Here is a 23,205-nt window from a genome sequence, read left to right as displayed (position 1 = left end):
CGTGCTCCCGACCGAGTGAGGAACGATATGAGCGGGTACCGAGTTCAGAACCCGGCGACGGGCGAGGTCGTGGAGGCGTTCGAGACCGCCACCGACGCGCAGATCGAGGATGCCGTCGCGGCCGCCGACTCCGCCTACGGCGAATGGCGCGGGCGCAGCGTGCAGGAGCGCGCCGCCGTCGTCCGTCGCGTCGCCGAGCTCTTCGAGGAGCGCAAGGACGAGCTCGCCGGCCACATCGCACTCGAGATGGGCAAGTCGATCGCCGAGGCGATCGACGAGGTCGAGTTCGCCGCGTCGATCATCGAGTACTACGGCGTCCACGGGCCCGGGCTGATCACCGATGTCGAGATCCCCAGCACCATCCCCGGCAAGGCGTACATCGAGCATCGGCCCATCGGCGTGCTGCTCGGCGTCATGCCGTGGAACTTCCCGTACTACCAGGTCGCCCGCTTCGCCGCGCCCAACCTGCTGCTGGGGAACACCATCCTCCTCAAGCATGCGGAGATCTGCCCGCGCTCGTCGCTCGCCATCCAGACGATCATGGAGGAGGCCGGCGTGCCCGTCGGCGGATATCAGAACGTCTTCGCCTCGCATGACCAGATCGCGGCGATGATCGCCGACCCCCGGGTGCAGGGGGTCTCGCTGACCGGCTCCGAACGCGCCGGAGCGATCATCGGCGCTCAGGCGGGAAGGCACCTGAAGAAGGCGGTGCTGGAGCTCGGCGGCATCGACCCGATGATCGTGCTGGATGCCGACGACGTCGCCGCCGTGGCGAAGAAGGCGTGGGACTTCCGCGTGTACAACGGCGGCCAGGTCTGCAACTCGAACAAGCGACTGATCGTCATGGACGACATCCACGACGAGTTCGTCGCCGAGCTCGTGCGGCTCGCCGAGGGACTCGTCCCCGGGGATCAGCTCGACCTCGCAGAGGGCGAGTTCGTGCCGCTCTCGACGAGGACGGCGGCGGAGACCGTGGACGCCCAGGTGCAGCGTGCGGTGGCGGCCGGGGCGACCCTCCTGGCCGGGGGAGTGCTCTCCGACGGGCCGGGCGCCCACTACTCGCCGGCCGTTCTGGTCGGGGTGCCCCGCGACTCCGATTCGTACCGGGAGGAGATCTTCGGGCCCGTCGCGACGGTGTACCGGGTATCCAGCGACGAGGAGGCACTCGCACTCGCGAACGACTGCGACATGGGGCTCGGCGGCTCGGTGTTCTCCACCGACGAGGCACGGGCTGCCCGCATCGCCGCGCAGCTGGAGGCGGGCATGACCCACGTCAACATCATCGCCGCCGAGGCCGCGGAGCTTCCGTTCGGCGGCGTGAAGCGCTCGGGGTTCGGCCGCGAGATGGGACCGATCGGCATCGGCGAGTTCGCCAACCGACGCCTGTCCTTCGTCGCGGGCTGAGCCCCGACTCATCCAGGTTTCGGCATCGGCCGCCCGGTAAGCTTGTGCGGTGACACTCCGCCTCTACGACACCCGCGCCGCATCGCTGCGCGACTTCGTGCCTCTCGATCCCGAGAACATCACGATGTACGTCTGCGGACCCACCGTGCAGTCCGGTCCGCACATCGGGCACGTCCGCGCTGCGCTCAGCTTCGATCTGCTGCGCCGTTGGCTGGCCAAGCGATACGGCCGTGTGACCTTCGTCCGCAACATCACCGACATCGACGACAAGGTGCTCGCGAACGCGACGGACGCCGAGCCCTGGTGGGCGCTGGCGTACCGGATGGAGCAGGAGTTCACGGCGGCATATGCCGGCGTCGGCATCCTCCCGCCGACGTATGAGCCGCGGGCCACGGCCTCGGTGCCGCAGATGCAGGAGATCATCGCGACGCTCATCGAGCGCGGGCACGCCTACCCGGCGCCCGACGGCTCGGGCGACGTGTACTTCGACGTGCGCTCGTGGGCGGACTACGGGTCGCTCACGCACCAGTCGATCGACGCCATGGAAGCGGCCGAGGACGCCGACCCGCGCGGCAAGCGCGCCCCGCAGGACTTCGCGCTGTGGAAGGGCGCCAAGCCCGATGAACCGGCGGATGCCACGTGGCAGGCGCCCTGGGGAACCGGCCGCCCCGGCTGGCACATCGAGTGCTCCGCCATGTCGAAGCGCTACCTCGGCTCCGAGTTCGACATCCACGGCGGGGGTCTCGACCTGCGCTTCCCGCACCATGAGAACGAGCTCGCCCAGTCGACGGCCGCCGGAGACGGCTTCGCCCGCTACTGGGTGCACAACGGTCTGGTGACGGTCGACGGACAGAAGATGTCCAAGTCGCTGGGCAACTTCACGCTCGCCGCCGACGTCATCGCCGAGCACGACCCGCTCGTGGTGCGCTACGCACTCGCGGCCGCGCACTACCGCTCGAGCCTCGACCTCTCGGAATCGTCCTGGTTCGAGGCGGAGGCGGCGCTCGGGCGCATCCGCACCTTCCTCGAGCGCGGCGATCGCATGGCGCCCGCCCGCGGGGCCGAGCACAGGGAAGGCCTCCCGACGGCGTTCACCGAGGCCATGGACGACGACCTCGGCGTTCCCCGGGCGCTCGCGGTCATCCACGAGAGCGTCCGGTCGGGCAACGCCCACCTCGATGCCGGACGTGTCGATCAGGCGCGGCAGGACGTCTCGGACGTGCACGACATGACGCTCGTGCTCGGCATCAACCCTCTGTCGCCCGAGTGGCGTGGGGGTGGCGGAGCCTCGGCATCCGCTCTCGATGCCCTCGTGCATACGATGATCACCCAGCGCGCCCAGGCGCGCGCTGACAAGGACTGGGCGGCGGCGGATCGCATCCGTGACGCGATCGCCGCCGCAGGAATCACGCTGGAGGACACTCCGGCCGGAACTCATTGGAGTATCGATGGCTAAGCCACAGCGCCCCGGCGCGAACAAGGGAAACAAGAAGGGCCCCACCAAGGGCACCGGCGGACTCGGACGCAAGGCGCTGGAAGGCCGCGGACCGACCCCCAAGGCGGAGGACCGCGCCTGGCACCCCGCCGGCAAGCGCAAGGCTGCGGCCGAGCGCTACGCCGCCTCAGGTGGCAAGGGCAAGCCGGGGCAGCGGCAGACCTCCGGCGGAAACCCCAACCGCAGCGCTCGCGCGAAGGACAACACCACCGAGACCGAGGTCGTCACCGGCCGCAACTCGGTGCTCGAGGCGCTTCGCGCCAAGATCCCGGCATCGGCGTTCTACATCGCGCAGCGCGTCGAGATGGACGACCGCGTCAAGGAGATGCTGTCGATCGCGACCCACCGCGGCATCCCCGTGCTCGAGGTCACCCGGCAGGAGCTCGACCGCATGGCCGGGTTCGACGGCGTGCACCAGGGCGTCGCCATCAAGGTGCCGCCGTACGAGTACGCGCACCCGCAGGACCTCCTCGAGAAGGTCATCGACCGTCGAGAGGTGCCGCTGTTCGTGGCCCTCGACGGCATCACCGATCCGCGCAACCTCGGTGCGATCATCCGTTCGGCGGCGGCGTTCGGCGCTCATGGTCTGGTGCTTCCGCAGCGCCGCTCGGCTGGCGTCAACTCGGCGGCATGGAAGACCAGCGCCGGCGCGGCGGCGCGTCTGCCCGTGGCCCTGGCCACGAACCTGACGACCCAGCTCAAGGAGTTCAAGAAGCAGGGCGTCTTCGTGCTCGGGCTCGACGGCGACGGCGACGTGCAGCTGCCCGAGCTGCAGCTGGCCGACCGTCCCGTCGTCATCGTGGTCGGCTCCGAGGGCAAGGGGCTCTCGCGCCTCGTCGCTGAGACGTGCGATCAGATCGTCTCGATCCCGATCTCGACGGCGACCGAGTCGCTCAACGCCGGTATCGCGACCTCGGTCGCGCTCTACCAGGTCTCGACCATCCGCAACGCGAAGTAGGAGCATTCATGGCGCGCATCGTCGTCCTCGGAGGCACCGGCTATGCCGGTCGGCACATCGTCGCCGAGGCGGTGAGTCGCGGTCATGAGGTGACCGCGATCTCGCGGTCGACGCCGACCGATGCGGTCGACGGCGCGACCTACGTGCAGGGCTCGGTCCTCGACCTGGCGCCGCTCACGGGGACCTTCGCCGACGCGGATGCCGTCGTCTCGGCGCTCTCGCCCCGCGGCGACATGAGCGACAGTGTGCTCGATGCGCTCACCGGTGTGGTCGGGCTGCTCACCGGCACGCCCATCCGGCTGGGTGTCGTGGGGGGAGCGGGCGGGAGTCTCGTCGCCCCGGGCGGCCCGCGACTGTTCGACCTCGACTTCCCCGAGGAGTACCGGCACGAAGCGCAGGTCGGCATCGACTCGCTCGCCCTGCTCGAGGAGACGGACCCTGCGCTGGACTGGTTCTTCATCCACCCGGCCGAGGTGTTCGGCCCCTGGGCCGAGGGCGAGCGCACGGGTCGTTACCGTGACGGCGGCGATCTGCTCGTGCGCGATGCGGACGGCAATTCCTTCATCTCCGGCGCGGATTTCGCGGTCGCCGTCGTCGACGAGATCGAGCGCCCTGCGCATCACCGCGAGCGGTTCACCGTCGGCTACTGACGCCGAGTCGGACCTCCGCGACCATCGCGGAGCTCAGACGAGGTCGCGCCAGTCCACCTCGTCGTCATCGGACACGGGGTTCGCGCCGGTGACGACCGGCAGGCTCATCGTCTCGGTGGGCGGTCCCATGATGGTCGCCTCATCGCGGCGATGCCGTAGCACCTCGTTGATGTAGCTCGTCAGCACCTCGGCCAGCGGAACAGAGCGCCCCTGAGCCTGCGAGAGGTACCAGCGGTGCTCGAGCACCTGATGGAACACCTCGGCCGGCTCGAGCTTGGTGCGCAGTTCATAGGGGATCGCACGGACGACGGGCTCGAAGACCCGGGTCAGCCACTCGTGCGCGTACATCTCCTCCTCGGCCCACTGCTTGGTCGACCGCGCGCGGAACTCGTCCAGGTCGTTGAGCAGGCGTCGAGCCTGGTTCTCCTCGACGTCGAGTCCGGTCAGGCGGATCAGGCGCCGCTGGTGATGGCCGGCGTCGACGACCTTCGGCTGGATCTCGACGACCGTGCCGTCGGAGGTGGTCGACATCGACATCTCGTCGATGTCGAAACCGAGCGCGTTGAGCCGCTCGACGCGTTCGGTGATGCGCCAGGTCTCGGCGGCGGCGAACGACTCCTGTGCCGTGAGCTCCGCCCACAGCGAGTGATACGACGAGACGATGCCGTCGGCGATCGCGATCGCGTCGACACCGTGCTCCAGGCGCCCGCCCGCGGCGAGGTCCATCACCTCACCGGCGATGTTCGTGCGCGCGAGGTCGAGGTCGTAGGCGCGCTGGCCGTCGGTCAGGCCCTCCTCGTGCAGCTCACCGGTCTCGGCGTCGACGAGATAGGCGGCGAAGGCTCCGGCGTCGCGGCGGAACAGCGTGTTGGAGAGCGACACGTCGCCCCAGTAGAAGCCGACGTTGTGCAGCCGCACGAGCAGCACGGCCAGAGCGTCGACGAGCCGGGTGGCCGTGTCAGGACGCAGCACGCGGGTGAAGAGCGCGCGATACGGCATGGAGAAGCGCAGGTGCGAGGTGACCAGGGCTGCGGGAAGCGGCTCGCCGTCGGCATCCGTTCGCCCCGCGATGACAGCCACCCGCTCGACGCACGGGACATCGAGGCGGCGCAGGTTGCCGAGCATGTCGTACTCGCGCCTCGCCATCTCGTCGGTCGTCTCCTTGACCGCGACGACGCGTCCCGAGAGGTCGGCGAAGCGCACGAGGTGCCGGGAGAGGCCCTTCGGGAGCGACACGATGTGCTCGGAGGGCCAGGTGGCGAGGCCGGTCGACCAGGGGAGGGCGAGGAGCCCGGGGTCGACCGTGCTCGCGGTGATGCGCAGCGCGTCCTGCATTGCTCTCCTCACGAGGTGGGAAAAGAAGAAGCGGCGCGGGCGACCGAAGTCAGCCCGCGCCGCGTCCGTGGATCCGATCAGGCGGAGACGACCGGCTTGTCGTTCAGGCGCTCGCCCGACTCGATGTCGAAGGCGTGCACGTGGCCGGCGTTCGCCGCGAGCGTGACCGTCTCACCCGCGTTCGGGTGGTTGCGACCGTCGACGCGTGCGACCAGGTCGGCGCGCTTGCCGTTGATCTCGGTGTGGCCGTAGAGGTAGCCGTCTGCGCCGAGCTCCTCGACCAGGTCGACGACGACCGAGAGGCCCTTGCCGTCTGCCGGACCGACCGTGATGTCCTCGGGGCGAACGCCGACCGTGACCTGCGAGCCGTTGGCACGGCCCACGGTGTCGCGGTCGAGCGGGACGACCTCGGTGCCGAAGCGGACGCCGCCGTCGGCCAGGTCGGCGGAGAACAGGTTCATCGCGGGCGAGCCGATGAAGCCGGCCACGAAGACGTTGTTCGGCTTCTCGTACAGGTCGCGCGGCGAGCCGACCTGCTGGAGCAGGCCGTCCTTGAGCACGGCGATGCGGTCGCCCATCGTGAGCGCCTCGGTCTGGTCATGCGTGACGTAGACCGTGGTGACGCCGAGGCGACGCTGCAGCGACGCGATCTGCGTGCGCGTCTGGACGCGGAGCTTGGCGTCGAGGTTCGACAGCGGCTCGTCCATGAGGAACACCTGGGGCTGACGCACGATGGCGCGACCCATGGCGACACGCTGACGCTGGCCGCCCGAGAGCGCCTTCGGCTTGCGCGTGAGGTACTGCTCGAGGTCGAGCAGCTTGGCCGCCTCGAGGACGCGCGTGGCACGCTCCTCCTTGCCGACGCCGGCGATCTTGAGCGCGAAGCCCATGTTCTCGGCGACCGTCATGTGCGGGTACAGCGCGTAGTTCTGGAAGACCATCGCGATGTCGCGGTCCTTCGGCGGCACGTCGGTGACGTCGCGGTCACCGATGAGGATGCGTCCGGCATTGACCTCTTCGAGACCGGCGAGCATGCGGAGGGACGTGGACTTGCCACATCCGGAGGGGCCGACGAGGACGAGGAATTCGCCGTCTCCGACCTCGAGGTTCAGCTTGTCGACTGCGGGACGAGTGCCGCCCGGGTACAGGCGGGTCGCCTCGTCGAAAGTGACAGATGCCATTGTGTTTCTCCTTCACCGGCAGGTACGTGCCGGACGATCCGTAGTGATAGAGCGGCGGAGTGACCCGCCGTGACCCCTCATCGGGTCGCGTTCAGTATGGCAGAAACGGGGGCATCTGGGTATTTCTCAGCCAGGCTGGTTAACATCGTTCTCGGCCGTGTTTCCGCGGCGTTCGCCGCCCGAGTGGCGATCGGGCCACCCTGCCCCCCTGAGACTGTCAAGAGGAACGATGTCGAGCGACGAGACGCCGAACGTCCCCAGCCCTCGCAATTCGCGCGAGGTCGTGCGGGAGAAGGCACAGAAGGTGCATGCCCAGCAGTCGAGGGCGCGCATCATGCGACGGATCATCCTCGGGGTGCTCGCCATCGTCGCGGTGGGTGCGATCGGCACCGCCGTCACCCTCGCCGTCTCGGCGCAGGTGTCGAAGCCGCAGCTCACCCCCGGGGGCATGGACGGAGACGGCATCCTCGTCTCCGAGATCAGCGCATCGGCGGCGTCCACGGACGCGGCGGCCGCGACACCGAGCCCCGAGGCGACCGAGGCGGGCGGCGAGGCCGCCCCGACCCCCGAGCCCACGACCGCGAGCACGGTCGACATCCACGTGTACGTGGACTACCTGTCTCCGGATGCCGGTGAGTTCGAGCGCGCCAATGCACGCCAGCTCGTCAACTGGATCACCGAGGGCGCCGCGAGCGTCACCTACCACCCGGTCGCGCTGCTGACCGCGAGCTCGAACGGCACGAAGTACTCGCTGCGCGCGGCCGCCGCCGCAGCCTGCGTGGCGACGCACTCGCCTGCGCAGTTCTACGCGTTCAACCACGATCTGCTCGACGACCAGCCCGAGGTCAACACCGACGGCTTCTCCGACGCCGAGCTCGCCGACATCGCCGGCGCCGTGGGTGCGGACAACGCCAAGACCGTCCGCTCGTGCATCGAGGAGCAGGACTACGTGACCTGGGCCAAGGACGCCACGTCCCGCGCCCTCGAAGGGCCGCTCGACGGCTCCGAGGACCTCGTCCTCACGTCGGCGCCGATGATCGTCGTGAACGGCGAGGCGTACGTCGGGGCACTCGACGACCCGAGCGAGTTCTCGCAGTTCGTCCTCACGGTCGCCAGCGACGCGTACTACTCCACCGAGTCGCCGTCGCCGTCGCCCGAGCCGACCGCGACCGAGACCCCGGCCTCGTAGTTCGGAGTCGCCCGCCGCCATCGCTAAGCTGGTGGCATCCGCCGACTTGGCGCAATTGGTAGCGCACCGTACTTGTAATACGGGGGTTACGGGTTCGAGTCCCGTAGTCGGCTCTCAGATCCTTCACGGACCAGCGGATGCAGGCTGCTGGTCGGTCTTCTCAGGGGTAGCCGCGCATGCGGGCCTGATCCGCCGCGGTGGCATCGAGGGCGCGGGTGAGCGCGGGATCGACCCCGGGGCCGTCGGCATCCGGGTGGAGGTCCCGACGCGGTCGCCGCATGAGCACCGCGAACCATCCGATGGCAAGCACGGCGAGGACCAGCAGGGACGTCTCCATGCCGGACATCGTAGACCCGGCGGCTCCCCTGGCACTAGCAGTCGCCGGTCACGGGGGCAAGGACCGCCCCGTGCGAGGACAGCTGTACTACGAAGGGATCATGCAGATGATCACGTACGCGGGAGACGAGTATCTGACGGGCGACGACATCGCGGACGCGCTGCTGGCATACAGCCGCGCGCTGGGTGACAACGAGCGGGCGGAGATCGTCGAGATCCCCATCCGCGAGGACGACGGCACGGAGGCCAGCGCGAAGTTCCTCATCGGACCCGCAAGCCAGATCGTCATCCGCAGCGTGAGCGAGCAGGGGAGTGAACTGGAAGATCCCGAGCTGGTCGCGCGCCTGCGGCAGGCGACCCGCAACGTCGAAGCCCCCGCTGCGCTTCCGCTGGAAGCCCCGGCGAACGTCGAATCCGACCTCGACTGACTCGCGCGGCGTCAGCTGTCCGACAGCGTGTCGATCACGAGTTCGCCGTGGGCGTTCAGGCCGTCCATCATGCGAGCGATCCGCGCTCGGTCGATCGATGGCATCTTCTGGTCGTCGAATGCGAGCACGAGCGGAATGCTCGGATGCACCCACGCGGTCATGCGCCCGCTCGAGTCGCCGGTAGGCGACAGCCACGTCATCATGAAACTCTCCTGGCGGCGCAGCTTCGTGCCGATGATGACCTTCACATGCGCGAGGGTCGCGTCGTCGATATGGATCGGCGGGTGAGAGCTGTTGTACTCGAGAGTTCCCATGAGAGCACAGTACGCCGTGCGCCGATGACCGGCATGCGGCTTGACAGACCGACACGCGGCGTCATCGAGAAATACCCGACATCGCTCGTCGGTTGTCTCGAAGCATGACTCGTATCGGAACAAGTGACCTCGACATCTTCCCCCTGTCGCTCGGCGGCAACGTGTTCGGCTGGACGGCCGACCGCGACGCGTCGTTCGCCGTGCTGGACGCGTTCGTGGACGGAGGCGGCGACTTCATCGACACGGCGGACTCGTACAGCTCCTGGGTGCCCGGGAACTCCGGCGGCGAGAGCGAGACGATCATCGGCGAGTGGTTGGCTTCCCGCAAGCCGGCGGGACTCACCGTCGCGACCAAGGTCAGCCAGCATCCGGACTTCCGCGGTCTCTCGGCCGGGAACGTTCGCAAGGCTGCCGAAGCCTCGCTCGGCCGGCTCGGGGTGGAGTCGATCGACCTCTACTACGCGCACTTCGACGACCAGAGCGTGCCCCTCGAGGAGACGGTCGGTGCCTTCGGTCAGCTCGTCGCCGACGGGCTCGTGCGACACGTCGCAGTGTCGAACTACTCGGCGGACCGCATCCGCGAGTGGATGGACATCGCGCGGCGCACCGGCGTCGCGCAGCCTGTGGCGATCCAGCCGCACTACAACCTCGTGCATCGCAACGAGGTCGAGGAGTCGATCATCCCGGTGGCCGAGGAGTTCGGGCTGGGACTCGTGCCGTACTACTCCCTCGCGAGCGGATTCCTGACGGGCAAGTACCGCTCGGTCGAGACCGACGGGCAGACGTCGCCGCGTGCCGCGGGCGCAGCGAAGTACGCCACCGACGCCGGACTCCGCGTCATCGACGCCCTGGAGGAGATCGGTGCCGCACACGGTGCGTCGATCGCCGCGACATCGCTCGCGTGGCTGCGTGCGCAGCCGACCGTCGTCGCGCCGATCGCCAGCGCCCGCACCGTCGAGCAGGTGCCCGACCTCCTGGCCGGCGCACGGCTGGAGCTCGGCGCCGACGAGATCGAGACGCTCAACCGTGTCTCGGAGTGGACGCCCGCTCAGGCCTGAGCGGTTCGATGCGCCCTGCCCTCGGTCATGGACCGGAGGGCAGGGCGTCGTCGTCCACGACGCCGAGTCGGTGCGCCAGGATCACGGCGTGGATGCGATCACGAGCGCCCAGCTTGGCCAGCACACGGCCGACGTGCGTCTTCACCGTCGACTCGCTCACATAGAGCGCCCGGGCGATCTCGGCGTTGGTCAGGCCGCGTGCGATCTCGAGGAACACATCGCGCTCGCGATCGGTGAGCAGTGCCGTCGGGTCGGCGAAGGGTTCTGCGGCGTTCGGAGCCGGTGTCGCACCGAGCTGCGAGGTGACGTGCTCGAGCAGCATCCGTGTGATCCGTGGAGCGAGCGCGGCATCGCCGCGGTGCACCGCGCGCACGGCGGCGATCATCTCGTGCCGCTGCGCGTCCTTCAGGAGGAAGCCGCTCGCGCCGGCGCGTATCGCCCCGAACGCATACTCGTCGAGGTCGAACGTCGTCAGCACGAGCACCCGCGCCAGCGGGTTGTCGCGCACGATCGCCTCGGTCGCCGCGATCCCGTCGAGCCCCGGCATCCGGATGTCCATGAGGACGAGATCGGGCTGCAGCGCCGAGACCTGCGCGATCGCGGAGTGCCCGTCGGCGGCTTCCCCGACGACGAGGAAGTCGGGCTCGGCCTCGAGGACCATGCGGAAGCCCAGACGGATGAGCTCCTGATCGTCGACGAGAAGAAGGCGGATGGGCGTGGTCACGGTCGGGTCTCCTTCGGGATGATCCGGTTCGGGGCGGGCGCCGGGCCGGCGAGGTCGGAGGACGCTCCCTGAGCAGGAGGCGCGGTCGGCAGCGTGGCGCGGAGGATCCACCGCCCGTCGCCCGTCGGCGCGGACGTCATCGTTCCGCCCGCATGGCTCGCTCGTTCCGCGAGTCCGCGGAGGCCGAACCCCGAGCGCCCGATGCCGCCGTCGACGCCGTTGTTCACGATCTCCACCTCCACCGCTTCCGCGGCATACGAGAGGCGCACAGCGATCGTCGTCGCCGCCGGCGCATGGCGCATCGCGTTCGTGACGCCCTCCTGCACGATTCGTCCGACGGCATGGGCCACCGTGGGGGAGACCTCGGCCTCCCCGGACACCGCGATCGTCGCGGGATATCCCGCGCGCTGCGCGCTCGACACCGTGTCGTGCGGCGACGTCGGCTCCAACGGGGCGAGCGGCAGTGGGGAGTCGTCGGCACGGAGCACCCCGAGCATCGCCCGCATCTCGGTCAGAGCGCCGCGCGCCGTGTCGGCCGCCGATGACGCTGCGATCCTCGCCTGGGCGGGGTCGGGCGTGGCCGCCGCACCTTCGGACAGGGCGACGATCACCGTCAGCGAGTGCGACACGATGTCGTGCATCTCCCGGGCGATGCGGGCGCGCTCTGCGGCCGCTGCGAGCTGGGCCTGCTGGTCGCGTTCGACGAGGAGCTGACGAGAACGATCGATCACGGCGTCGAGATACCTCTTGCGTCCTCCGACGTTGACCCCGATGAGGGTGCCGATCATGCCCAGCACGACCGACGACACCGTCGTGTTCACGGCGATCTGCAGGGTCGCGACACCCGCGAGCGTGAGCAGACCCGCGACGCCCGCGAGCACGGCGACGGCGATGCCGAACCCGGCCCACGCGAGCCGCGACGACCGGTAGACGGCGAGCGAGTAGCACGTCACGAGGATGAGCGGTGTGCCCACGGGCAGCTGGGCGAAGAGGAAGATCGTCTCCACCGCGAACGAGGCGACGAAGGGCACCAGTGGCGCCCGGCGGCGCCAGAGCAGGGACACGCACGCAGCCACGATGAGCACGGGCGCGATCGCGGACAGGACGGTGCCGAACGGCTCGGGCTGCTGACGGCTGAACGTCGTGGCGGGCAGCAGCGACAGCGCCATGCAGAGGAGCATGAGCAGCACATCGGCGACGATCGGGTGTCGGGCCCAGAAACGCCGGAGCACGCCGGGCGGACGCGGTAGCCGCAGCCCCTCGTCCTCGCGGACAGAGAGACTGCGGCTGTTCAGGATGCTCACCGGGCGACTCTACGCGGACGTCCGGCGCCGCGGCGCGGTCACGCGTCGCGGCCGCGCAGCACGGCCCAGGCGGCGAGCATGCCCGCGGCCACCCACGCAGCGAGCGTGAGATAGGCGACCGGCCCTTCGAGGGCTGCGCCCTCCGGCAGGATCGCGCTCTGCGCCGCGGCGACCGGGAGGTAGTTCGCGGCATCCGTCACCCAGGCCCACGCCTCTCCGGCGATCGCGAAGAAGCTCGCGACGATGGGCAGGACGAACAGGAGCCCCACGGTCGCGGCGATCGCGCCCGCCCCCGAGCGGAGGATGAAGCCGAAGGCCACGCCGATCAGGGCGAAGACGGCCATCGCGACGGAGGACACCAGGATCGGCAGCAGGGAGGCCGCGGGGTCCGACCAGTCGATGCTCTGGTCGCGCGGAGCCACGACGGCCGACACCGCCACGGCGGCGAGCGAGAAGATCACCAGCGACGAGACGAAGAGGAACACGGCGACCACCGTGGCCTTGGCCGCGAGCACGGCGCCGCGCTTCGGGTTCGCCGCCAGCGTCGATCGGATCATGCCGGTCGAATACTCTCCGGTGACCGAGATCGCACCCAGGATGCCGGCGAGCAGCATCGTGAACTGGATCGGCATCACGACGGCCTGGATGGGGTCGAAGCCCGGCAGATCGACCGCCTGGGCGATGAGCACCGCGATGCCGATCGTGAGCACGGCGGCGATGCCGATCGACCACCAGGTCGACCGGAGGGTCGCGAGCTTGATCCATTCGCCGCGTACCGCACGGACGAACGTCAGCCGGTGCCCGTGTGCGACGGGCTGGCGGGTGCGGGGAGGAGCCTGGACGGTCATGCGATCTCCTTGGTCCGATACTCGACGGAGTCGCCGGTGAGGGCGAGATAGGCGTCTTCGAGCGATCCGGTGGTGGGGGTGAGCTCATGCAGCGGGATGCCGCGCTCTGCCGCGAGGTCGCCGATTCGCGCGGCAGGCAGACCCACGATGTCGAGCAGGTCGGGTGCCGAGCTGACGATCTCGACGGCGGGGCCGCCGACGGCGGCGGCGAGGTCGGCGGCGCGCGGGGTGCGGACCCGCACGGTGTTCGTGGTCCAGGCGCGCACGAGCTCTTCGAGCGGAGCGTCGGCCAGCACTCGGCCGCGGCCCATCACGATGACGTGATCGGCGGTCTGCGCCATCTCGCTCATCAGGTGGCTCGAGAGCAGCACCGTGCGGCCCTCGGACGCGGCGTGGCGGACGAACTGGCGCACCCATCGCACCCCCTCGGGGTCGAGGCCGTTGACCGGCTCGTCGAGGATGAGCGTGTGCGGGTCGCCGAGCAGGGCCGACGCGATGCCGAGGCGCTGCCCCATGCCGAGCGAGAACTTGCCCGCGCGCTTGCGCGCCACGGATCCGATGCCGGCGAGGTCGATGACCTCATCGACACGCGATGACGGGATGCCGTGCGTCGCCGCCATCGCCCTGAGGTGGTCGCGGGCCGTGCGCCCGGTGTGCACGGCCTTCGCGTCGAGCAGCACGCCCACCTCGGTGAGCGGCGCCCGCAGCTTGCGGTACTCGTTCCCGGCCACCGTGACGGTGCCGGACGTCGGTCGGTCGAGGCCGACGATCATCCGCATCGTGGTCGACTTCCCGGCGCCGTTGGGTCCGAGGAAGCCCGTGACGGTTCCCGGCTGCACCGTGAACGACACGTCCTGGACGGCTGTCTTGTCTCCGAACCTCTTCGTGAGGCCCTCTGCTGTGATCATGTCTCCGACGCTACGCGGGGGATCCGATCGCCGCGTCCTCCCCGGGTACCGTTCGAGCCGTCATGCGGGTCCTCCTCATGGCGGAGGCCCGCGCCGTGCGCATCGGTTCAGAGGACAGTGCGACCGAACGTCTGCGGATCGACGGGGCGCCGCGCGCGCGGCAGCTTCTCGACGACCAGCAGGTACGACTCGGTAACCAGTTCGCTGACGAGCTCGTCCTCGAGCGACGGCCCCGGCAGGAGCGTCAGCCAGTGCTTCTTGTTCATGTGATAGCCGGGGACGATGTCGGGAAAGGCCTCGCGCAGAGCCACGGCGTCGTCCGGGTCGGACTTCAGGGTGACCCGTCCGGTGCCGTCGAGCGGGATGAGCAGGAACACCCGCCCGCGCACCTTGTACGCGTCCCACTCGGGTCCGAACGGGTTCTCGCGCTCGGCGCCGGGCAGTTCCTCGGCGCGGGACGTCGCGGCGTCGATGAGTTCAGTCGGAGTCATGTGCTCAGAACAGCCGATCCGCGCCTTTGTCGTCCGCTCGCGGGGCGGTCCGCACGCGTTCCGCCATCTCGTCTGATGCGGCGATCGCCTCGTCGATGATCTCCCTGGTCGGCTCGGCGGTGAGCCAGTCCGCGCTGAGCGAGGCGGGGATCAGCAGCGGCATCCGATCGTGGATGTCGGCGAGGTGCTCGGGTGCGGGACGCATGACGATCGAGTAGCAGGTGAACGACGTTCCGTCGGCGGTGCGACCCCGCTGCGTCACGGCGGCCATGCCGAACAGTGCGCCGTCGTCGACGAGGAACTCGTGCCAGACCCGCTCGGGCTTCTTCATCTCGTACCACCGGGTGGCCGGCACGAGCGCTCGCGTCTTCAACCCGCCCGGTCGGTCTTGCAGCCGTTCGGAGCGCGTGTTGATCGAGGGGAACTTCGACGGCTCGCCCCCGACCAGGAATCCCCACCACGCGGGCTCGAGGGTCGGTGTGCCCTCGGGCTGCACGACGATCGGGTTGAGGTTGCGGAGGTTCTTGCCCGTCGGTCGCAGCGTCTCGCCCGCGTTCTCCTCCGCCCATCCTCGCAGGCCGTCGAGCACCGCCTCGTCGGCCGCCTCGAGGAGCTCGGTGTCGGTGAATCGCGGATCGAGTCCGTAGCTCGCGCACATGCGGCCAGCGTACGCCGGGGCTCCGACATCCGCACCGAAGGGCGCCGACGCGTGCTCGGGTAGGGTCGACGGGTGACTCCGACCCGCCGACTGCCCGCCCCGGTGGCACTCGGAGGAGCTGTCGCGATCGGCGTCATGACCGCCGTGCAGGCCCGCATCAACGGCGTGCTCGGCGTCCGCGTCGACAACGGGATCGTCGCCGGTCTCATCTCCTTCGCGGTGGGTCTGCTGGCGCTCATCGCCGTGATCGCCTGCACCCCCTCCGCACGGCGAGGGGTCGGTCGACTGCGCGACGGCATCCGCGATCGCACGATCCCGACGTGGATGCTGCTCGGCGGCGCCTGCGGAGCGCTCACGGTGTCGACGCAGGGGCTGACGGCGGGAGTCCTCGGGGTCTCCCTGTTCACGGTCGGCGTCGTGGCCGGGCAGACCCTGCACGGCCTCGTGCTCGACCGCATCGGGTTCGGGCCGGCCGGTGTCGTGGCCGTGACCCCGGGCAGGGTCCTCGGCGGAGTGCTCGCGCTCGCCGCGGTCGGCATCTCGGTCGGCGGGGACGTGCTGTCGACCGCGCCGCTGTGGATGCTCGTGCTGCCGTTCGCCGCCGGAGTCGGCATCGCCTGGCAGGCGGCCACCAACGGGCGGCTCGCCCAGCGCGTGCAGTCGCCGATCACCGCGACGTTCATGAGCTTCATCGCCGGCACGATCGCGCTCGTGATCGCGGCCGCGGTGAGCGTGCTGGTCCGCGGCCTCCCGGACGCGCCGCCGGCGGAGCCGTGGCTGTATCTCGGCGGCCTGCTCGGCTTCGCCTACATCCTGCTCGGTGCCGTCATCGTCGCGCACACCGGCGTGCTGCTCATGGGGCTGGGATCCGTGCTCGGCCAGCTGGCGGCATCCGTGGTGATCGACCTGCTCTGGCCGGCGCAGTCCGGTCCCGCACTGTGGCAGATCGCAGGGATGGCCGCCGCGGCGGTGGCGTCCGTGGTGGTGGCGCTGCCACGGAGGCGGCGACGCTGACCGACCGGACCCGCGCTACTTCTTCTTCTGGTTCTTCGGCATCCGCGTGAGCAGCTTGCGGGCATCCACCGGCTTGCGTCGTCCTGGTCGGCGACCGGCGGGCTTGCGTCCGACGTAGAGCCAGCCGAGGAGCACCTCGTTCTTCTTCAGCCCGTGCGCCTTCGCGACCGCCTTCGAGCGCGTGTAGTGGCCGGTGCGCCAGAGCACACCCCACCCGGCCTCGTCGAGGAGGAGGCTCAGGACGTGGGCGACACCGGAGGCCACGGCCTCCTGCTCCCACGCGGGCACCTTCTCGCTCTTGCGGAAGCTCGCCACGACCGCGATCAGCAGCGGTGCTCTGAGCGGCTTGGAGGACGGGGATCGGTCGCCCTCGGCCTTCGCGATCGCCGCACCGAGCACCTCGCGGTCGCTGCCACGGAGCTCGATGAGCCGCCAGGGCCGGAGCGATGAATGATCGGCCACGCGCCCGGCGGCGGCGACCAGTTCGAGCAGCTCGTCGCGGGAGGGCGCCTCATCGGTGACCTTCGACCAGGACTGCCGAGCGCGGACCGCGTCGAGCGCGCTCACGACTCGTCGGGGGTGAAGTTCAGGGCGATCGAGTTCATGCAGTAGCGGTCGCCGGTCGGCGTGCCGAATCCGTCTGGGAAGACGTGTCCGAGGTGCGACCCGCACGAGGCGCAGCGCACCTCGGTGCGCACCATGCCCAGACTGTCGTCCTCGAGGAGCTCGACCGCCTCCGGACGGATCGACTCGTAGAAGCTGGGCCACCCGCATCCGGAGTCGAACTTGGTGCCGCTCTTGAAGAGCTCCGCTCCGCACGCGCCGCAGGTGTAGAGCCCGGCGCGCCCCTCGTCGAGCAGCTCGCCCGTCCAGGCGCGCTCGGTCGCCGCCTGACGCAGCACCGCGTACTGCTCGTCACCGAGCTCCGCTCGCCACTCTTCTTCTGTCTTGTCCACGCTGTACGACATCGGTCCTCCTGGGGTCTCCTCCCATTCTCTCGTGCCGGACGACCTCCGGGGTCACGTCAGAATGGACGCATGACGGATGCCGTGCAGCAGCGCTACGCGCGCTTCGCCGAGGAGGAGGCGCCGGGGCGCAGCGCGCTGTACGCCGAGTGGGCGGCCGGCGTGGCCGACGACGGCGTGGTGCAGAGCATCCTCGCCCGCATCCCCGAGCAGCGACGACAGCCCCCGCTGGTCTTCGCGGTGAGCCGGATGCTGGGCGTCGGCCTCGTCGACTACGCACGGTGGCGATCGTTCGTGATCTCGCACGCCGACGAGGTCGTCGACGAGTGCACCTCCCGACGGCTGCAGACGAACGAGCCGCTGCGTCTGGCTCCGCTGCTCCCCGTGCTGGCGGAGATCGAAGGCCCGCTCGCCCTCCTCGAGGTGGGGGCGTCGGCCGGGCTGTGCCTGTACCCGGACCGGTACTCCTACCGCTTCACCGATGCGGACGGCGGCCTCCGGATCTCGCTCGATCCGGCGGACGGCGTGTCGCCCGTGGTGCTGGAGAGCCGTGTCGAGGGGACGCTGCCGCCGCTGAGCATGCCGCAGATCGTCTGGCGCGCCGGTATCGACCTCGCCCCGCTCGACGCCCGAGACGAGCGCGACCGCCGGTGGCTGCAGGGACTCGTGTGGCCGGGGGAGGAGGGGCGCGAGCACCGGGTCGCCGCAGCCCTCGACATCGTCGCCCAGGATCCTCCACTGCTCGTGGCGGGGGATGCGCTCGACCGCATCGACGCGCTCGCCGCCGCGGCCCCGGCAGATGCGACCCTCGTGATCACGACGCCCGGAGTGCTCGTGCACATCCCGCGCGCGCCGCGCGAGGCGCTGATCCGGCGCATCCGGGAGCTGCCCGCCCGGTGGGTGACGATAGATCCGCCTGCTCTCCTCGACGTGTGGGAGCCGCCGGTCGACGCCGATGCATGGCCCGGGTTCGTGGTGGCCCTGGACGGTCGCGTACGGGCGGCCGCAGATCCACTCGGGCGATGGTGGGAGTGGCGCGCGGGAGACGGCGACCAGCCGACCTAATCTGGTCACATGCTGGGAGACCTGACCGAGCGCGACCGCGCGATCCTCGCTCTGGAGACCGCCTGGCCGCGGCACGGCGGGGCGAAGGAAGAGGTCATCCGCGCCCAGCTCGGCATGAGCGCCGCGCGGTATTACCAGCTCCTCGGACGGCTGATCGACTCCGACCGGGCGTTGGAGTACGACCCGATGCTCGTGCGTCGGCTGCGCCGAATCAGGGACGCGCGCGCGGTGCAGCGATCCACCCGGACCCCCGGCTTCGTCGGCTGACCGCCCGGCCGGGGCTCGCTCCAGGCCGCCAGCGCGCCCGGCGCGGATCCCCAGGCGCGTGCCATTAGCATCGAGGGGTGTCAAAGCCCACCCGAGACCGATTCGACGACGTGCCCCGCTCTTCAGGACGCGTGGGCGCTCACCGCGCCGAGGCTCCGGGGATGAACGGATGGGTCGTCCTGCTCTGGTCCTTCGTCGCCGCCCTGGTGCTGATCATCGCCGGCATCTTCGGCTCGCTCGTCGTCATGGGGCGCATCTCGCTCTTCCCTGAGCCCGTCGCGTCGTCGACCCCGATCCCGGAGGAGACGGGAGTCGTCGACACCACCTTCTCGGTCATGATCCTCAACGCCACGGCCGACGAGGGCCTCGACGAGCAGATGCGGGACGTGCTGATCAACAACGGCTGGCCTGCCGAGACGGTCTTCGCGAGCGACAGCACGAGCCAGGACTTCTCGACCACGACGGTCTACTACATCGCCCCCGAGGACGAGCTCGCGGCGATCGGGCTCGCCGGACTGATCGGCGGAGCGGCCGTCGAGCAGAGCGACTTCTACGCCGATCTCAACGACACGGAGCAGAAGCAGCTCACCGTCGTGATCGGTCTCGACCGGTCGGCGGAGGCGCCGGCGGATCCTGAGGACACCCCCGCCCCGTAGTCCCCTCCGTGGCTTGCACTCGATGGGGTCGAGTGCCAGAATGGCGTTAGCACTCTCTCACTCTGAGTGCTAAACCCAACGTCTACGTCCAGGAGGGACGACAAAACTCATGGCAAAGATCATCGCTTTCGATGAGGAGGCCCGCCGCGGCCTCGAGCGCGGCCTCAACATCCTCGCCGACGCCGTCAAGGTGACGCTCGGCCCGCGCGGCCGCAACGTCGTGCTCGAGAAGAAGTGGGGCGCCCCCACGATCACGAACGACGGTGTCTCCATCGCCAAGGAGATCGAGCTCGACGACCCGTACGAGAAGATCGGCGCGGAGCTCGTCAAGGAGGTCGCCAAGAAGACCGACGACGTCGCCGGTGACGGAACCACCACCGCCACGGTCCTCGCTCAGGCTCTCGTCCGCGAGGGACTGCGCAACGTCGCAGCCGGCGCCGACCCGATCTCGCTCAAGCGCGGCATCGAGAAGGCCGTCGCCGCGATCACCGAGGAGCTCCTCGCCAGCGCGAAGGAGATCGACTCCAAGGAGCAGATCGCCGCGACCGCTTCCATCTCGGCAGCAGACCCGGCGATCGGCGAGCTCATCGCCGAGGCGATCGACAAGGTCGGCAAGGAGGGCGTCGTCACCGTCGAGGAGTCGCAGACCTTCGGCACCGAGCTCGAGCTCACCGAGGGCATGCGCTTCGACAAGGGCTACCTGAACCCGTACTTCGTCACGGACCCGGAGCGCCAGGAGGCGGTCTTCGAGGACCCGTACATCCTCATCGCGAACCAGAAGGTCTCGAACATCAAGGACCTCCTGCCCATCGTCGACAAGGTGATCCAGGACGGCAAGGAGCTCGTCATCATCGCCGAGGACGTCGAGGGCGAGGCTCTCGCTACTCTCGTGCTCAACAAGCTCAAGGGCATCTTCAAGTCGGTCGCCGTCAAGGCTCCCGGCTTCGGCGACCGTCGCAAGGCGCAGCTGCAGGACATCGCGATCCTCACCGGTGGTCAGGTCATCACCGAAGAGGTCGGCCTGAAGCTCGAGAACGCGACGCTCGACCTGCTGGGTCGCGCTCGCAAGGTCATCGTCACCAAGGACGAGACGACCATCGTCGAGGGTGCTGGCGAGGCGGACCAGATCGAGGGTCGGGTCACGCAGATCCGTCGCGAGATCGAGAACACCGACAGCGACTACGACCGCGAGAAGCTGCAGGAGCGCCTCGCGAAGCTCGCCGGCGGCGTCGCCGTCATCAAGGCGGGCGCGGCAACCGAGGTCGAGCTCAAGGAGCGCAAGCACCGCATCGAGGACGCCGTCCGCAACGCGAAGGCGGCCGTCGAGGAGGGCATCGTCCCCGGTGGTGGCGTCGCGCTCATCCAGTCGGGCACCAAGGCTCTCAACGGTCTGTCGCTCTCGGGCGACGAGGCGACCGGTGCGAACATCGTGCGCGTCGCGATCGAGGCCCCGCTGAAGCAGATCGCTCTGAACGCCGGCCTCGAGCCGGGTGTCGTCGCGAACAAGGTCTCCGAGCTCCCCGCGGGCCAGGGACTCAACGCGGCCACCGGTGAGTACGTCGACCTGTTCGCAGCCGGCATCATCGACCCCGCCAAGGTGACCCGCTCGGCGCTGCAGAACGCAGCCTCGATCGCGGCTCTGTTCCTCACCACCGAGGCGGTCGTGGCCGACAAGCCCGAGAAGGCCGCCGCGCCGATGGGTGACCCGTCGGGTGGCATGGACTTCTGATCCATCAGCACTGACAGAAACGCCCCGACCTCGGTCGGGGCGTTTCTGCGTTCTGTGGCGGGCGGCGATCAGCGGAAGAGGTTCGCCGAGTACTGATCGGCATCCGCGTACTGCGTCGCAGCGCTGCCCAGTGAGGTGCCGATGGATTCGAGCACCTGCTCGACGTGCAGCTGTGCTCCGCGCCACTGCTCGGCGCACGACTGGAACGCTGTCGACGCGGTGCCGACCCAGGACGACTGCAGCTGCGACAGCTGCGCCATGAGGGTCGCCGACTCGGCACGCACGCGCTCCATGGTGGCCAGTGTCGACGCCTGCGCGGCACCCACGGCTTCGGTGTCGACGGTGAAGACGGACATGAGAACTCCTTTCGATGGGATTCCGACGATAGGAGTCGAGCTGTCGCGGGCGTCGGGTCTCTGCCGGGTGATCGCGAGGGGTGTGCATAAACCCGCCGCTCCACACGACGTGGAGGCAGGGTCTCAGCGGTCGCCGAGGTCGAACGACTCGAGAGGCTGCGTGTCCTCGAGCAGATGCGCCGGCGTGGCCCGGGACGGTGCGAGGGGGAGCGTGACGGTGAACGTCGCTCCGCCGCCGGGCGTCTCCGAGACGGCGACGTCTCCGTGGAGCGCCTTCACGATGGACGAGACGATCGCGAGGCCGAGTCCCGATCCGCCCGTCTCCCGAGCGCGGGAGGTGTCGGCCCGCCAGAAGCGCTCGAAGATCTGCTCGCGGATCTGCGGGGGAATGCCCTCGCCGTGGTCGACGATCGCGATGCTCGCGGTGCCGCGGACGCGGTCGGCGTCCACGACGATCTCGATGGGGCTCTCTTCGGGCGAGAAGCGACGGGCGTTGCCGAGCAGGTTCGTCACCACCTGGCGGACCTTGTTCTCCTCGCCGAGCACGATCGGGGGCGTACGCACCGGGATGTCCGTCGCCTCGGTGAAATCGATGGCCGGCACCTTCTCCGCTGATCGAGGGCGTCGACGCAGCCTCGAGAGCGTGCCGCGCGAGAGACCTCGCGGGGCCGGGACCGCCGGTGCGGGGACGACCGGGTTCGCGCGGGTCGTCACGTCGATGAGCGGCGCCTCGACGGTGCGGTCGACGACGGTCACCGTGCGCGCGGGCGCAGCGGCGCGCAGATCCAGGGCGGCGTCCCGCGCGATCGGGCGCAGGTCGAGAGCCTCGATCTCCGGCTCGCGTTCCTCGTCGAGGCGTGCGAGTGCGAGGAGGTCCTCGACGAGCACGCCCATCCGGATGGCCTCCTTCTCGATCCGCTCCATCGCTCTCGCGGTGTCCTCCTCGCCCTTGATGGCGCCCATCCGGTACAGCTCGGCGTAGCCGCGGACGCTCACGAGAGGCGTGCGCAGCTCATGGCTGGCATCGCCGATGAAGCGGCGCATGTGGCGCACGGTGCGGTCGCGCTGCGCCAGAGAGCCGTCGACGCGATCGAGCATGGTGTTGATGGCCGCATTGAGGCGGCCGACCTCGGTGGTGGGTTCGAGGTCGGTGAGGCGCTGGCTGAAGTCGCCTGCGGCGATGGACATCGCGGTCGACTCCACCTGCCCCAGCCGCCGGAAGGTGAGGGTCACGAGTCCCCGCGTCAGCACGGCGGCTATGAAGATCGTGACGAAGGCGACCGTCAGGTAGATGCCGAAATACTGCCCGATGATCCGGTCGACGGAGTCGAGCGGCATCGCGACCATCTGGATGCGCAGAGAGCCGCCTCCCTCGCCGGGCTGGCTGGCCACGGCGGCGTGGTAGCTCGCTCCCTTCGTGCCCTCCAGCGGGAAGACGCTGTCACCCTTCACCTGCACGTCGAGCAGCGTGAACGAGGCCGGGAACAGCGGCATCGACCCGTTCGCGGAGGTCCCCGTCTTCGTCTGCAGCACGCCCTCGCCGTCATAGATCGCGACGAAGAAGTCCCGAGGGGACTCGGTGGGCGTGTACTGGGTCTCGCCGTCGACCGAAGTCGTGATGTCGAAGTACCGCTCAGCGAGGTCGGGCGAGACCAGCGCCGGAAGCTGCGCGTCGATGTTGGCGATCAGCGCGTTGCGGAGGATCGGCACCGTGCCGAGCCCGGCGGCGAGCAGCCCCAGCGCCAGCACCGCGACCGTGACGCCGGTGACCTTGGCGCGCAGGCTGATGCCCCGCCACCAGCGGGTGACCGCGTCGGGCTTGTGCGCCATGCGGTCCTCCCTGATGACGGATGCTGTCGGACGTCAGCGGAT

Annotated in this window: 26 protein-coding genes and 1 tRNA gene; 13 read left to right on the top strand and 14 right to left on the bottom strand. The window is 69.6% G+C overall.

Features of this window, described 5'->3' with window-relative positions; translation table 11 throughout:
* The first annotated feature begins 27 nt into the window (after positions 1–27).
* The 4 genes from BN2660_RS01505 to BN2660_RS01490 are packed head-to-tail and all read left to right on the top strand — an operon-like array spanning position 28 to position 4,507.
* Positions 28–1,404 (top strand): NAD-dependent succinate-semialdehyde dehydrogenase, encoded by a 1,377-nt coding sequence (locus BN2660_RS01505; protein ID WP_091226382.1) that lies wholly within the window; start codon positions 28–30, stop codon positions 1,402–1,404.
* A gap of 49 nt (positions 1,405–1,453) precedes the next feature.
* Positions 1,454–2,860, top strand: coding sequence for a cysteine--tRNA ligase (gene cysS, locus BN2660_RS01500; protein ID WP_091226379.1), 1,407 nt, complete (start codon positions 1,454–1,456; stop codon positions 2,858–2,860).
* On the top strand, positions 2,853–3,857 hold the full coding sequence (rlmB, locus tag BN2660_RS01495) for a 23S rRNA (guanosine(2251)-2'-O)-methyltransferase RlmB (RefSeq protein ID WP_091226376.1): 1,005 nt from the start codon (positions 2,853–2,855) through the stop codon (positions 3,855–3,857). Before cysS ends, rlmB begins: the two co-directional genes overlap by 8 nt.
* A gap of 8 nt (positions 3,858–3,865) precedes the next feature.
* Positions 3,866–4,507: an NAD(P)-dependent oxidoreductase gene (locus BN2660_RS01490; RefSeq protein WP_091226374.1), complete on the top strand. Its 642-nt coding sequence runs from the start codon at positions 3,866–3,868 to the stop codon at positions 4,505–4,507.
* A 33-nt stretch (positions 4,508–4,540) separates the two neighbouring features.
* Here the strand turns inward: BN2660_RS01490 and BN2660_RS01485 are convergent, their stop codons facing one another.
* Together BN2660_RS01485 and BN2660_RS01480 are read right to left on the bottom strand one after the other, a co-directional pair.
* Complete coding sequence (locus tag BN2660_RS01485) at positions 4,541–5,842, bottom strand: DUF4032 domain-containing protein (protein ID WP_091226372.1); 1,302 nt, start codon at positions 5,840–5,842, stop codon at positions 4,541–4,543.
* A gap of 77 nt (positions 5,843–5,919) precedes the next feature.
* Complete coding sequence (locus BN2660_RS01480; RefSeq protein ID WP_091226370.1) at positions 5,920–7,023, bottom strand: ABC transporter ATP-binding protein; 1,104 nt, start codon at positions 7,021–7,023, stop codon at positions 5,920–5,922.
* 229 nt (positions 7,024–7,252) lie between these two features.
* On the opposite strand from BN2660_RS01480, the gene BN2660_RS01475 reads away from it, so the two are divergent.
* Positions 7,253–8,212 (top strand): DsbA family protein, encoded by a 960-nt coding sequence (locus BN2660_RS01475; RefSeq protein ID WP_091226367.1) that lies wholly within the window; start codon positions 7,253–7,255, stop codon positions 8,210–8,212.
* A 40-nt stretch (positions 8,213–8,252) separates the two neighbouring features.
* Positions 8,253–8,325: transfer RNA gene (locus tag BN2660_RS01470), tRNA-Thr, on the top strand.
* A 47-nt stretch (positions 8,326–8,372) separates the two neighbouring features.
* Here BN2660_RS01470 and BN2660_RS16505 read toward each other — a convergent pair.
* Entirely contained in the window at positions 8,373–8,549 is a 177-nt protein-coding gene (locus BN2660_RS16505; RefSeq protein ID WP_176697046.1) for a hypothetical protein, read from the bottom strand.
* On the opposite strand from BN2660_RS16505, the gene BN2660_RS01465 reads away from it, so the two are divergent.
* The gene (locus BN2660_RS01465; protein ID WP_141651215.1) at positions 8,548–8,976 is read left to right on the top strand and encodes a hypothetical protein; all 429 of its coding nucleotides are present in this window, start codon (positions 8,548–8,550) and stop codon (positions 8,974–8,976) included. The two genes, BN2660_RS16505 and BN2660_RS01465, sit on opposite strands and share 2 nt — an antisense overlap.
* A gap of 11 nt (positions 8,977–8,987) precedes the next feature.
* On the opposite strand, the gene BN2660_RS01460 is transcribed toward BN2660_RS01465, so the two are convergent.
* Entirely contained in the window at positions 8,988–9,290 is a 303-nt protein-coding gene (locus BN2660_RS01460; RefSeq protein ID WP_091226363.1) for a DUF7882 family protein, read from the bottom strand.
* A gap of 104 nt (positions 9,291–9,394) precedes the next feature.
* Here BN2660_RS01460 and BN2660_RS01455 point away from each other — a divergent pair, with 104 nt between their 5' ends.
* Entirely contained in the window at positions 9,395–10,348 is a 954-nt protein-coding gene (locus BN2660_RS01455; protein WP_091226361.1) for an aldo/keto reductase, read from the top strand.
* A 25-nt stretch (positions 10,349–10,373) separates the two neighbouring features.
* On the opposite strand, the gene BN2660_RS01450 is transcribed toward BN2660_RS01455, so the two are convergent.
* The 6 genes from BN2660_RS01450 to BN2660_RS01425 all read right to left on the bottom strand — a co-directional run bounded on the left by BN2660_RS01450 (position 10,374) and on the right by BN2660_RS01425 (position 15,281).
* Positions 10,374–11,072: a response regulator transcription factor gene (locus tag BN2660_RS01450; protein ID WP_176697045.1), complete on the bottom strand. Its 699-nt coding sequence runs from the start codon at positions 11,070–11,072 to the stop codon at positions 10,374–10,376.
* On the bottom strand, positions 11,069–12,376 hold the full coding sequence (locus tag BN2660_RS01445) for a sensor histidine kinase (RefSeq protein ID WP_091226359.1): 1,308 nt from the start codon (positions 12,374–12,376) through the stop codon (positions 11,069–11,071). Before BN2660_RS01445 ends, BN2660_RS01450 begins: the two co-directional genes overlap by 4 nt.
* A 38-nt stretch (positions 12,377–12,414) precedes the next feature.
* On the bottom strand, positions 12,415–13,224 hold the full coding sequence (locus BN2660_RS01440) for an ABC-2 transporter permease (protein ID WP_091226356.1): 810 nt from the start codon (positions 13,222–13,224) through the stop codon (positions 12,415–12,417).
* Complete coding sequence (locus BN2660_RS01435; protein WP_091226354.1) at positions 13,221–14,132, bottom strand: ABC transporter ATP-binding protein; 912 nt, start codon at positions 14,130–14,132, stop codon at positions 13,221–13,223. Before BN2660_RS01435 ends, BN2660_RS01440 begins: the two co-directional genes overlap by 4 nt.
* 107 nt (positions 14,133–14,239) lie before the next feature.
* Entirely contained in the window at positions 14,240–14,623 is a 384-nt protein-coding gene (locus BN2660_RS01430; RefSeq protein WP_091226351.1) for an MmcQ/YjbR family DNA-binding protein, read from the bottom strand.
* A gap of 4 nt (positions 14,624–14,627) precedes the next feature.
* Positions 14,628–15,281, bottom strand: a complete 654-nt coding sequence (locus BN2660_RS01425) for an SOS response-associated peptidase family protein (RefSeq protein WP_091226348.1) — start codon at positions 15,279–15,281, stop codon at positions 14,628–14,630.
* A 72-nt stretch (positions 15,282–15,353) separates the two neighbouring features.
* On the opposite strand from BN2660_RS01425, the gene BN2660_RS01420 reads away from it, so the two are divergent.
* A complete protein-coding gene (locus BN2660_RS01420; protein ID WP_255304983.1) occupies positions 15,354–16,295 on the top strand; it encodes a DMT family transporter in 942 nt (313 codons plus the stop codon).
* A 15-nt stretch (positions 16,296–16,310) separates the two neighbouring features.
* On the opposite strand, the gene BN2660_RS01415 is transcribed toward BN2660_RS01420, so the two are convergent.
* Both BN2660_RS01415 and msrB read right to left on the bottom strand, forming a co-directional pair.
* Positions 16,311–16,862 carry a nitroreductase family protein gene (locus BN2660_RS01415; RefSeq protein WP_091226343.1) on the bottom strand — a complete coding sequence of 184 codons (552 nt, stop codon included), beginning with the start codon at positions 16,860–16,862 and terminating at the stop codon, positions 16,311–16,313.
* Complete coding sequence (gene msrB / locus BN2660_RS01410) at positions 16,859–17,263, bottom strand: peptide-methionine (R)-S-oxide reductase MsrB (protein WP_091226339.1); 405 nt, start codon at positions 17,261–17,263, stop codon at positions 16,859–16,861. The genes BN2660_RS01415 and msrB overlap by 4 nt, the downstream gene beginning before the upstream one ends.
* Positions 17,264–17,332: 69 nt before the next feature.
* Here msrB and BN2660_RS01405 point away from each other — a divergent pair, with 69 nt between their 5' ends.
* The 4 genes from BN2660_RS01405 (at position 17,333) to groL (ending at position 20,977) form a co-directional block, all read left to right on the top strand.
* Positions 17,333–18,325, top strand: a complete 993-nt coding sequence (locus tag BN2660_RS01405; protein WP_091226337.1) for a DUF2332 domain-containing protein — start codon at positions 17,333–17,335, stop codon at positions 18,323–18,325.
* Between the two features lie 9 nt (positions 18,326–18,334).
* Positions 18,335–18,592 (top strand): DUF3263 domain-containing protein, encoded by a 258-nt coding sequence (locus BN2660_RS01400; RefSeq protein WP_091226334.1) that lies wholly within the window; start codon positions 18,335–18,337, stop codon positions 18,590–18,592.
* Between the two features lie 77 nt (positions 18,593–18,669).
* On the top strand, positions 18,670–19,248 hold the full coding sequence (locus BN2660_RS01395; RefSeq protein WP_255304982.1) for a LytR C-terminal domain-containing protein: 579 nt from the start codon (positions 18,670–18,672) through the stop codon (positions 19,246–19,248).
* Positions 19,249–19,357: 109 nt separating this feature from the next.
* Positions 19,358–20,977: a chaperonin GroEL gene (groL, locus tag BN2660_RS01390; protein ID WP_091226329.1), complete on the top strand. Its 1,620-nt coding sequence runs from the start codon at positions 19,358–19,360 to the stop codon at positions 20,975–20,977.
* Between the two features lie 68 nt (positions 20,978–21,045).
* Here the strand turns inward: groL and BN2660_RS01385 are convergent, their stop codons facing one another.
* Both BN2660_RS01385 and BN2660_RS01380 read right to left on the bottom strand, forming a co-directional pair.
* Positions 21,046–21,333, bottom strand: coding sequence for a WXG100 family type VII secretion target (locus BN2660_RS01385; RefSeq protein ID WP_091226326.1), 288 nt, complete (start codon positions 21,331–21,333; stop codon positions 21,046–21,048).
* A 123-nt stretch (positions 21,334–21,456) separates the two neighbouring features.
* The gene (locus tag BN2660_RS01380; protein ID WP_091226323.1) at positions 21,457–23,163 is read right to left on the bottom strand and encodes a sensor histidine kinase; all 1,707 of its coding nucleotides are present in this window, start codon (positions 23,161–23,163) and stop codon (positions 21,457–21,459) included.
* Between the last annotated feature and the right edge of the window lie 42 nt (positions 23,164–23,205).

The sequence above is a fragment of the Microbacterium sp. 3J1 genome (assembly GCF_001049495.1).
Taxonomy (GTDB): Bacteria; Actinomycetota; Actinomycetes; order Actinomycetales; family Microbacteriaceae; genus Microbacterium.
The sequence above is the reverse complement of the archived record's forward strand: the minus strand, read 5'-3'. Positions and strand labels throughout refer to the sequence as shown.

Coding starts and splice junctions, on each gene's coding strand:
- BN2660_RS01505 (WP_091226382.1), top strand. CDS start 28: ATGAGCGGGTACCGAGTTCAGAACCCGGCGACGGGCGAGGTCGTGGAG.
- rlmB (WP_091226376.1), top strand. CDS start 2,853: ATGGCTAAGCCACAGCGCCCCGGCGCGAACAAGGGAAACAAGAAGGGC.
- BN2660_RS01490 (WP_091226374.1), top strand. CDS start 3,866: ATGGCGCGCATCGTCGTCCTCGGAGGCACCGGCTATGCCGGTCGGCAC.
- BN2660_RS01485 (WP_091226372.1), bottom strand. CDS start 5,842: ATGCAGGACGCGCTGCGCATCACCGCGAGCACGGTCGACCCCGGGCTC.
- BN2660_RS01480 (WP_091226370.1), bottom strand. CDS start 7,023: ATGGCATCTGTCACTTTCGACGAGGCGACCCGCCTGTACCCGGGCGGC.
- BN2660_RS01475 (WP_091226367.1), top strand. CDS start 7,253: ATGTCGAGCGACGAGACGCCGAACGTCCCCAGCCCTCGCAATTCGCGC.
- BN2660_RS01465 (WP_141651215.1), top strand. CDS start 8,548: ATGCCGGACATCGTAGACCCGGCGGCTCCCCTGGCACTAGCAGTCGCC.
- BN2660_RS16505 (WP_176697046.1), bottom strand. CDS start 8,549: ATGGAGACGTCCCTGCTGGTCCTCGCCGTGCTTGCCATCGGATGGTTC.
- BN2660_RS01460 (WP_091226363.1), bottom strand. CDS start 9,290: ATGGGAACTCTCGAGTACAACAGCTCTCACCCGCCGATCCATATCGAC.
- BN2660_RS01455 (WP_091226361.1), top strand. CDS start 9,395: ATGACTCGTATCGGAACAAGTGACCTCGACATCTTCCCCCTGTCGCTC.
- BN2660_RS01440 (WP_091226356.1), bottom strand. CDS start 13,224: ATGACCGTCCAGGCTCCTCCCCGCACCCGCCAGCCCGTCGCACACGGG.
- BN2660_RS01435 (WP_091226354.1), bottom strand. CDS start 14,132: ATGATCACAGCAGAGGGCCTCACGAAGAGGTTCGGAGACAAGACAGCC.
- BN2660_RS01430 (WP_091226351.1), bottom strand. CDS start 14,623: ATGACTCCGACTGAACTCATCGACGCCGCGACGTCCCGCGCCGAGGAA.
- BN2660_RS01425 (WP_091226348.1), bottom strand. CDS start 15,281: ATGTGCGCGAGCTACGGACTCGATCCGCGATTCACCGACACCGAGCTC.
- msrB (WP_091226339.1), bottom strand. CDS start 17,263: ATGTCGTACAGCGTGGACAAGACAGAAGAAGAGTGGCGAGCGGAGCTC.
- BN2660_RS01405 (WP_091226337.1), top strand. CDS start 17,333: ATGACGGATGCCGTGCAGCAGCGCTACGCGCGCTTCGCCGAGGAGGAG.
- BN2660_RS01400 (WP_091226334.1), top strand. CDS start 18,335: ATGCTGGGAGACCTGACCGAGCGCGACCGCGCGATCCTCGCTCTGGAG.
- groL (WP_091226329.1), top strand. CDS start 19,358: ATGGCAAAGATCATCGCTTTCGATGAGGAGGCCCGCCGCGGCCTCGAG.
- BN2660_RS01385 (WP_091226326.1), bottom strand. CDS start 21,333: ATGTCCGTCTTCACCGTCGACACCGAAGCCGTGGGTGCCGCGCAGGCG.
- BN2660_RS01380 (WP_091226323.1), bottom strand. CDS start 23,163: ATGGCGCACAAGCCCGACGCGGTCACCCGCTGGTGGCGGGGCATCAGC.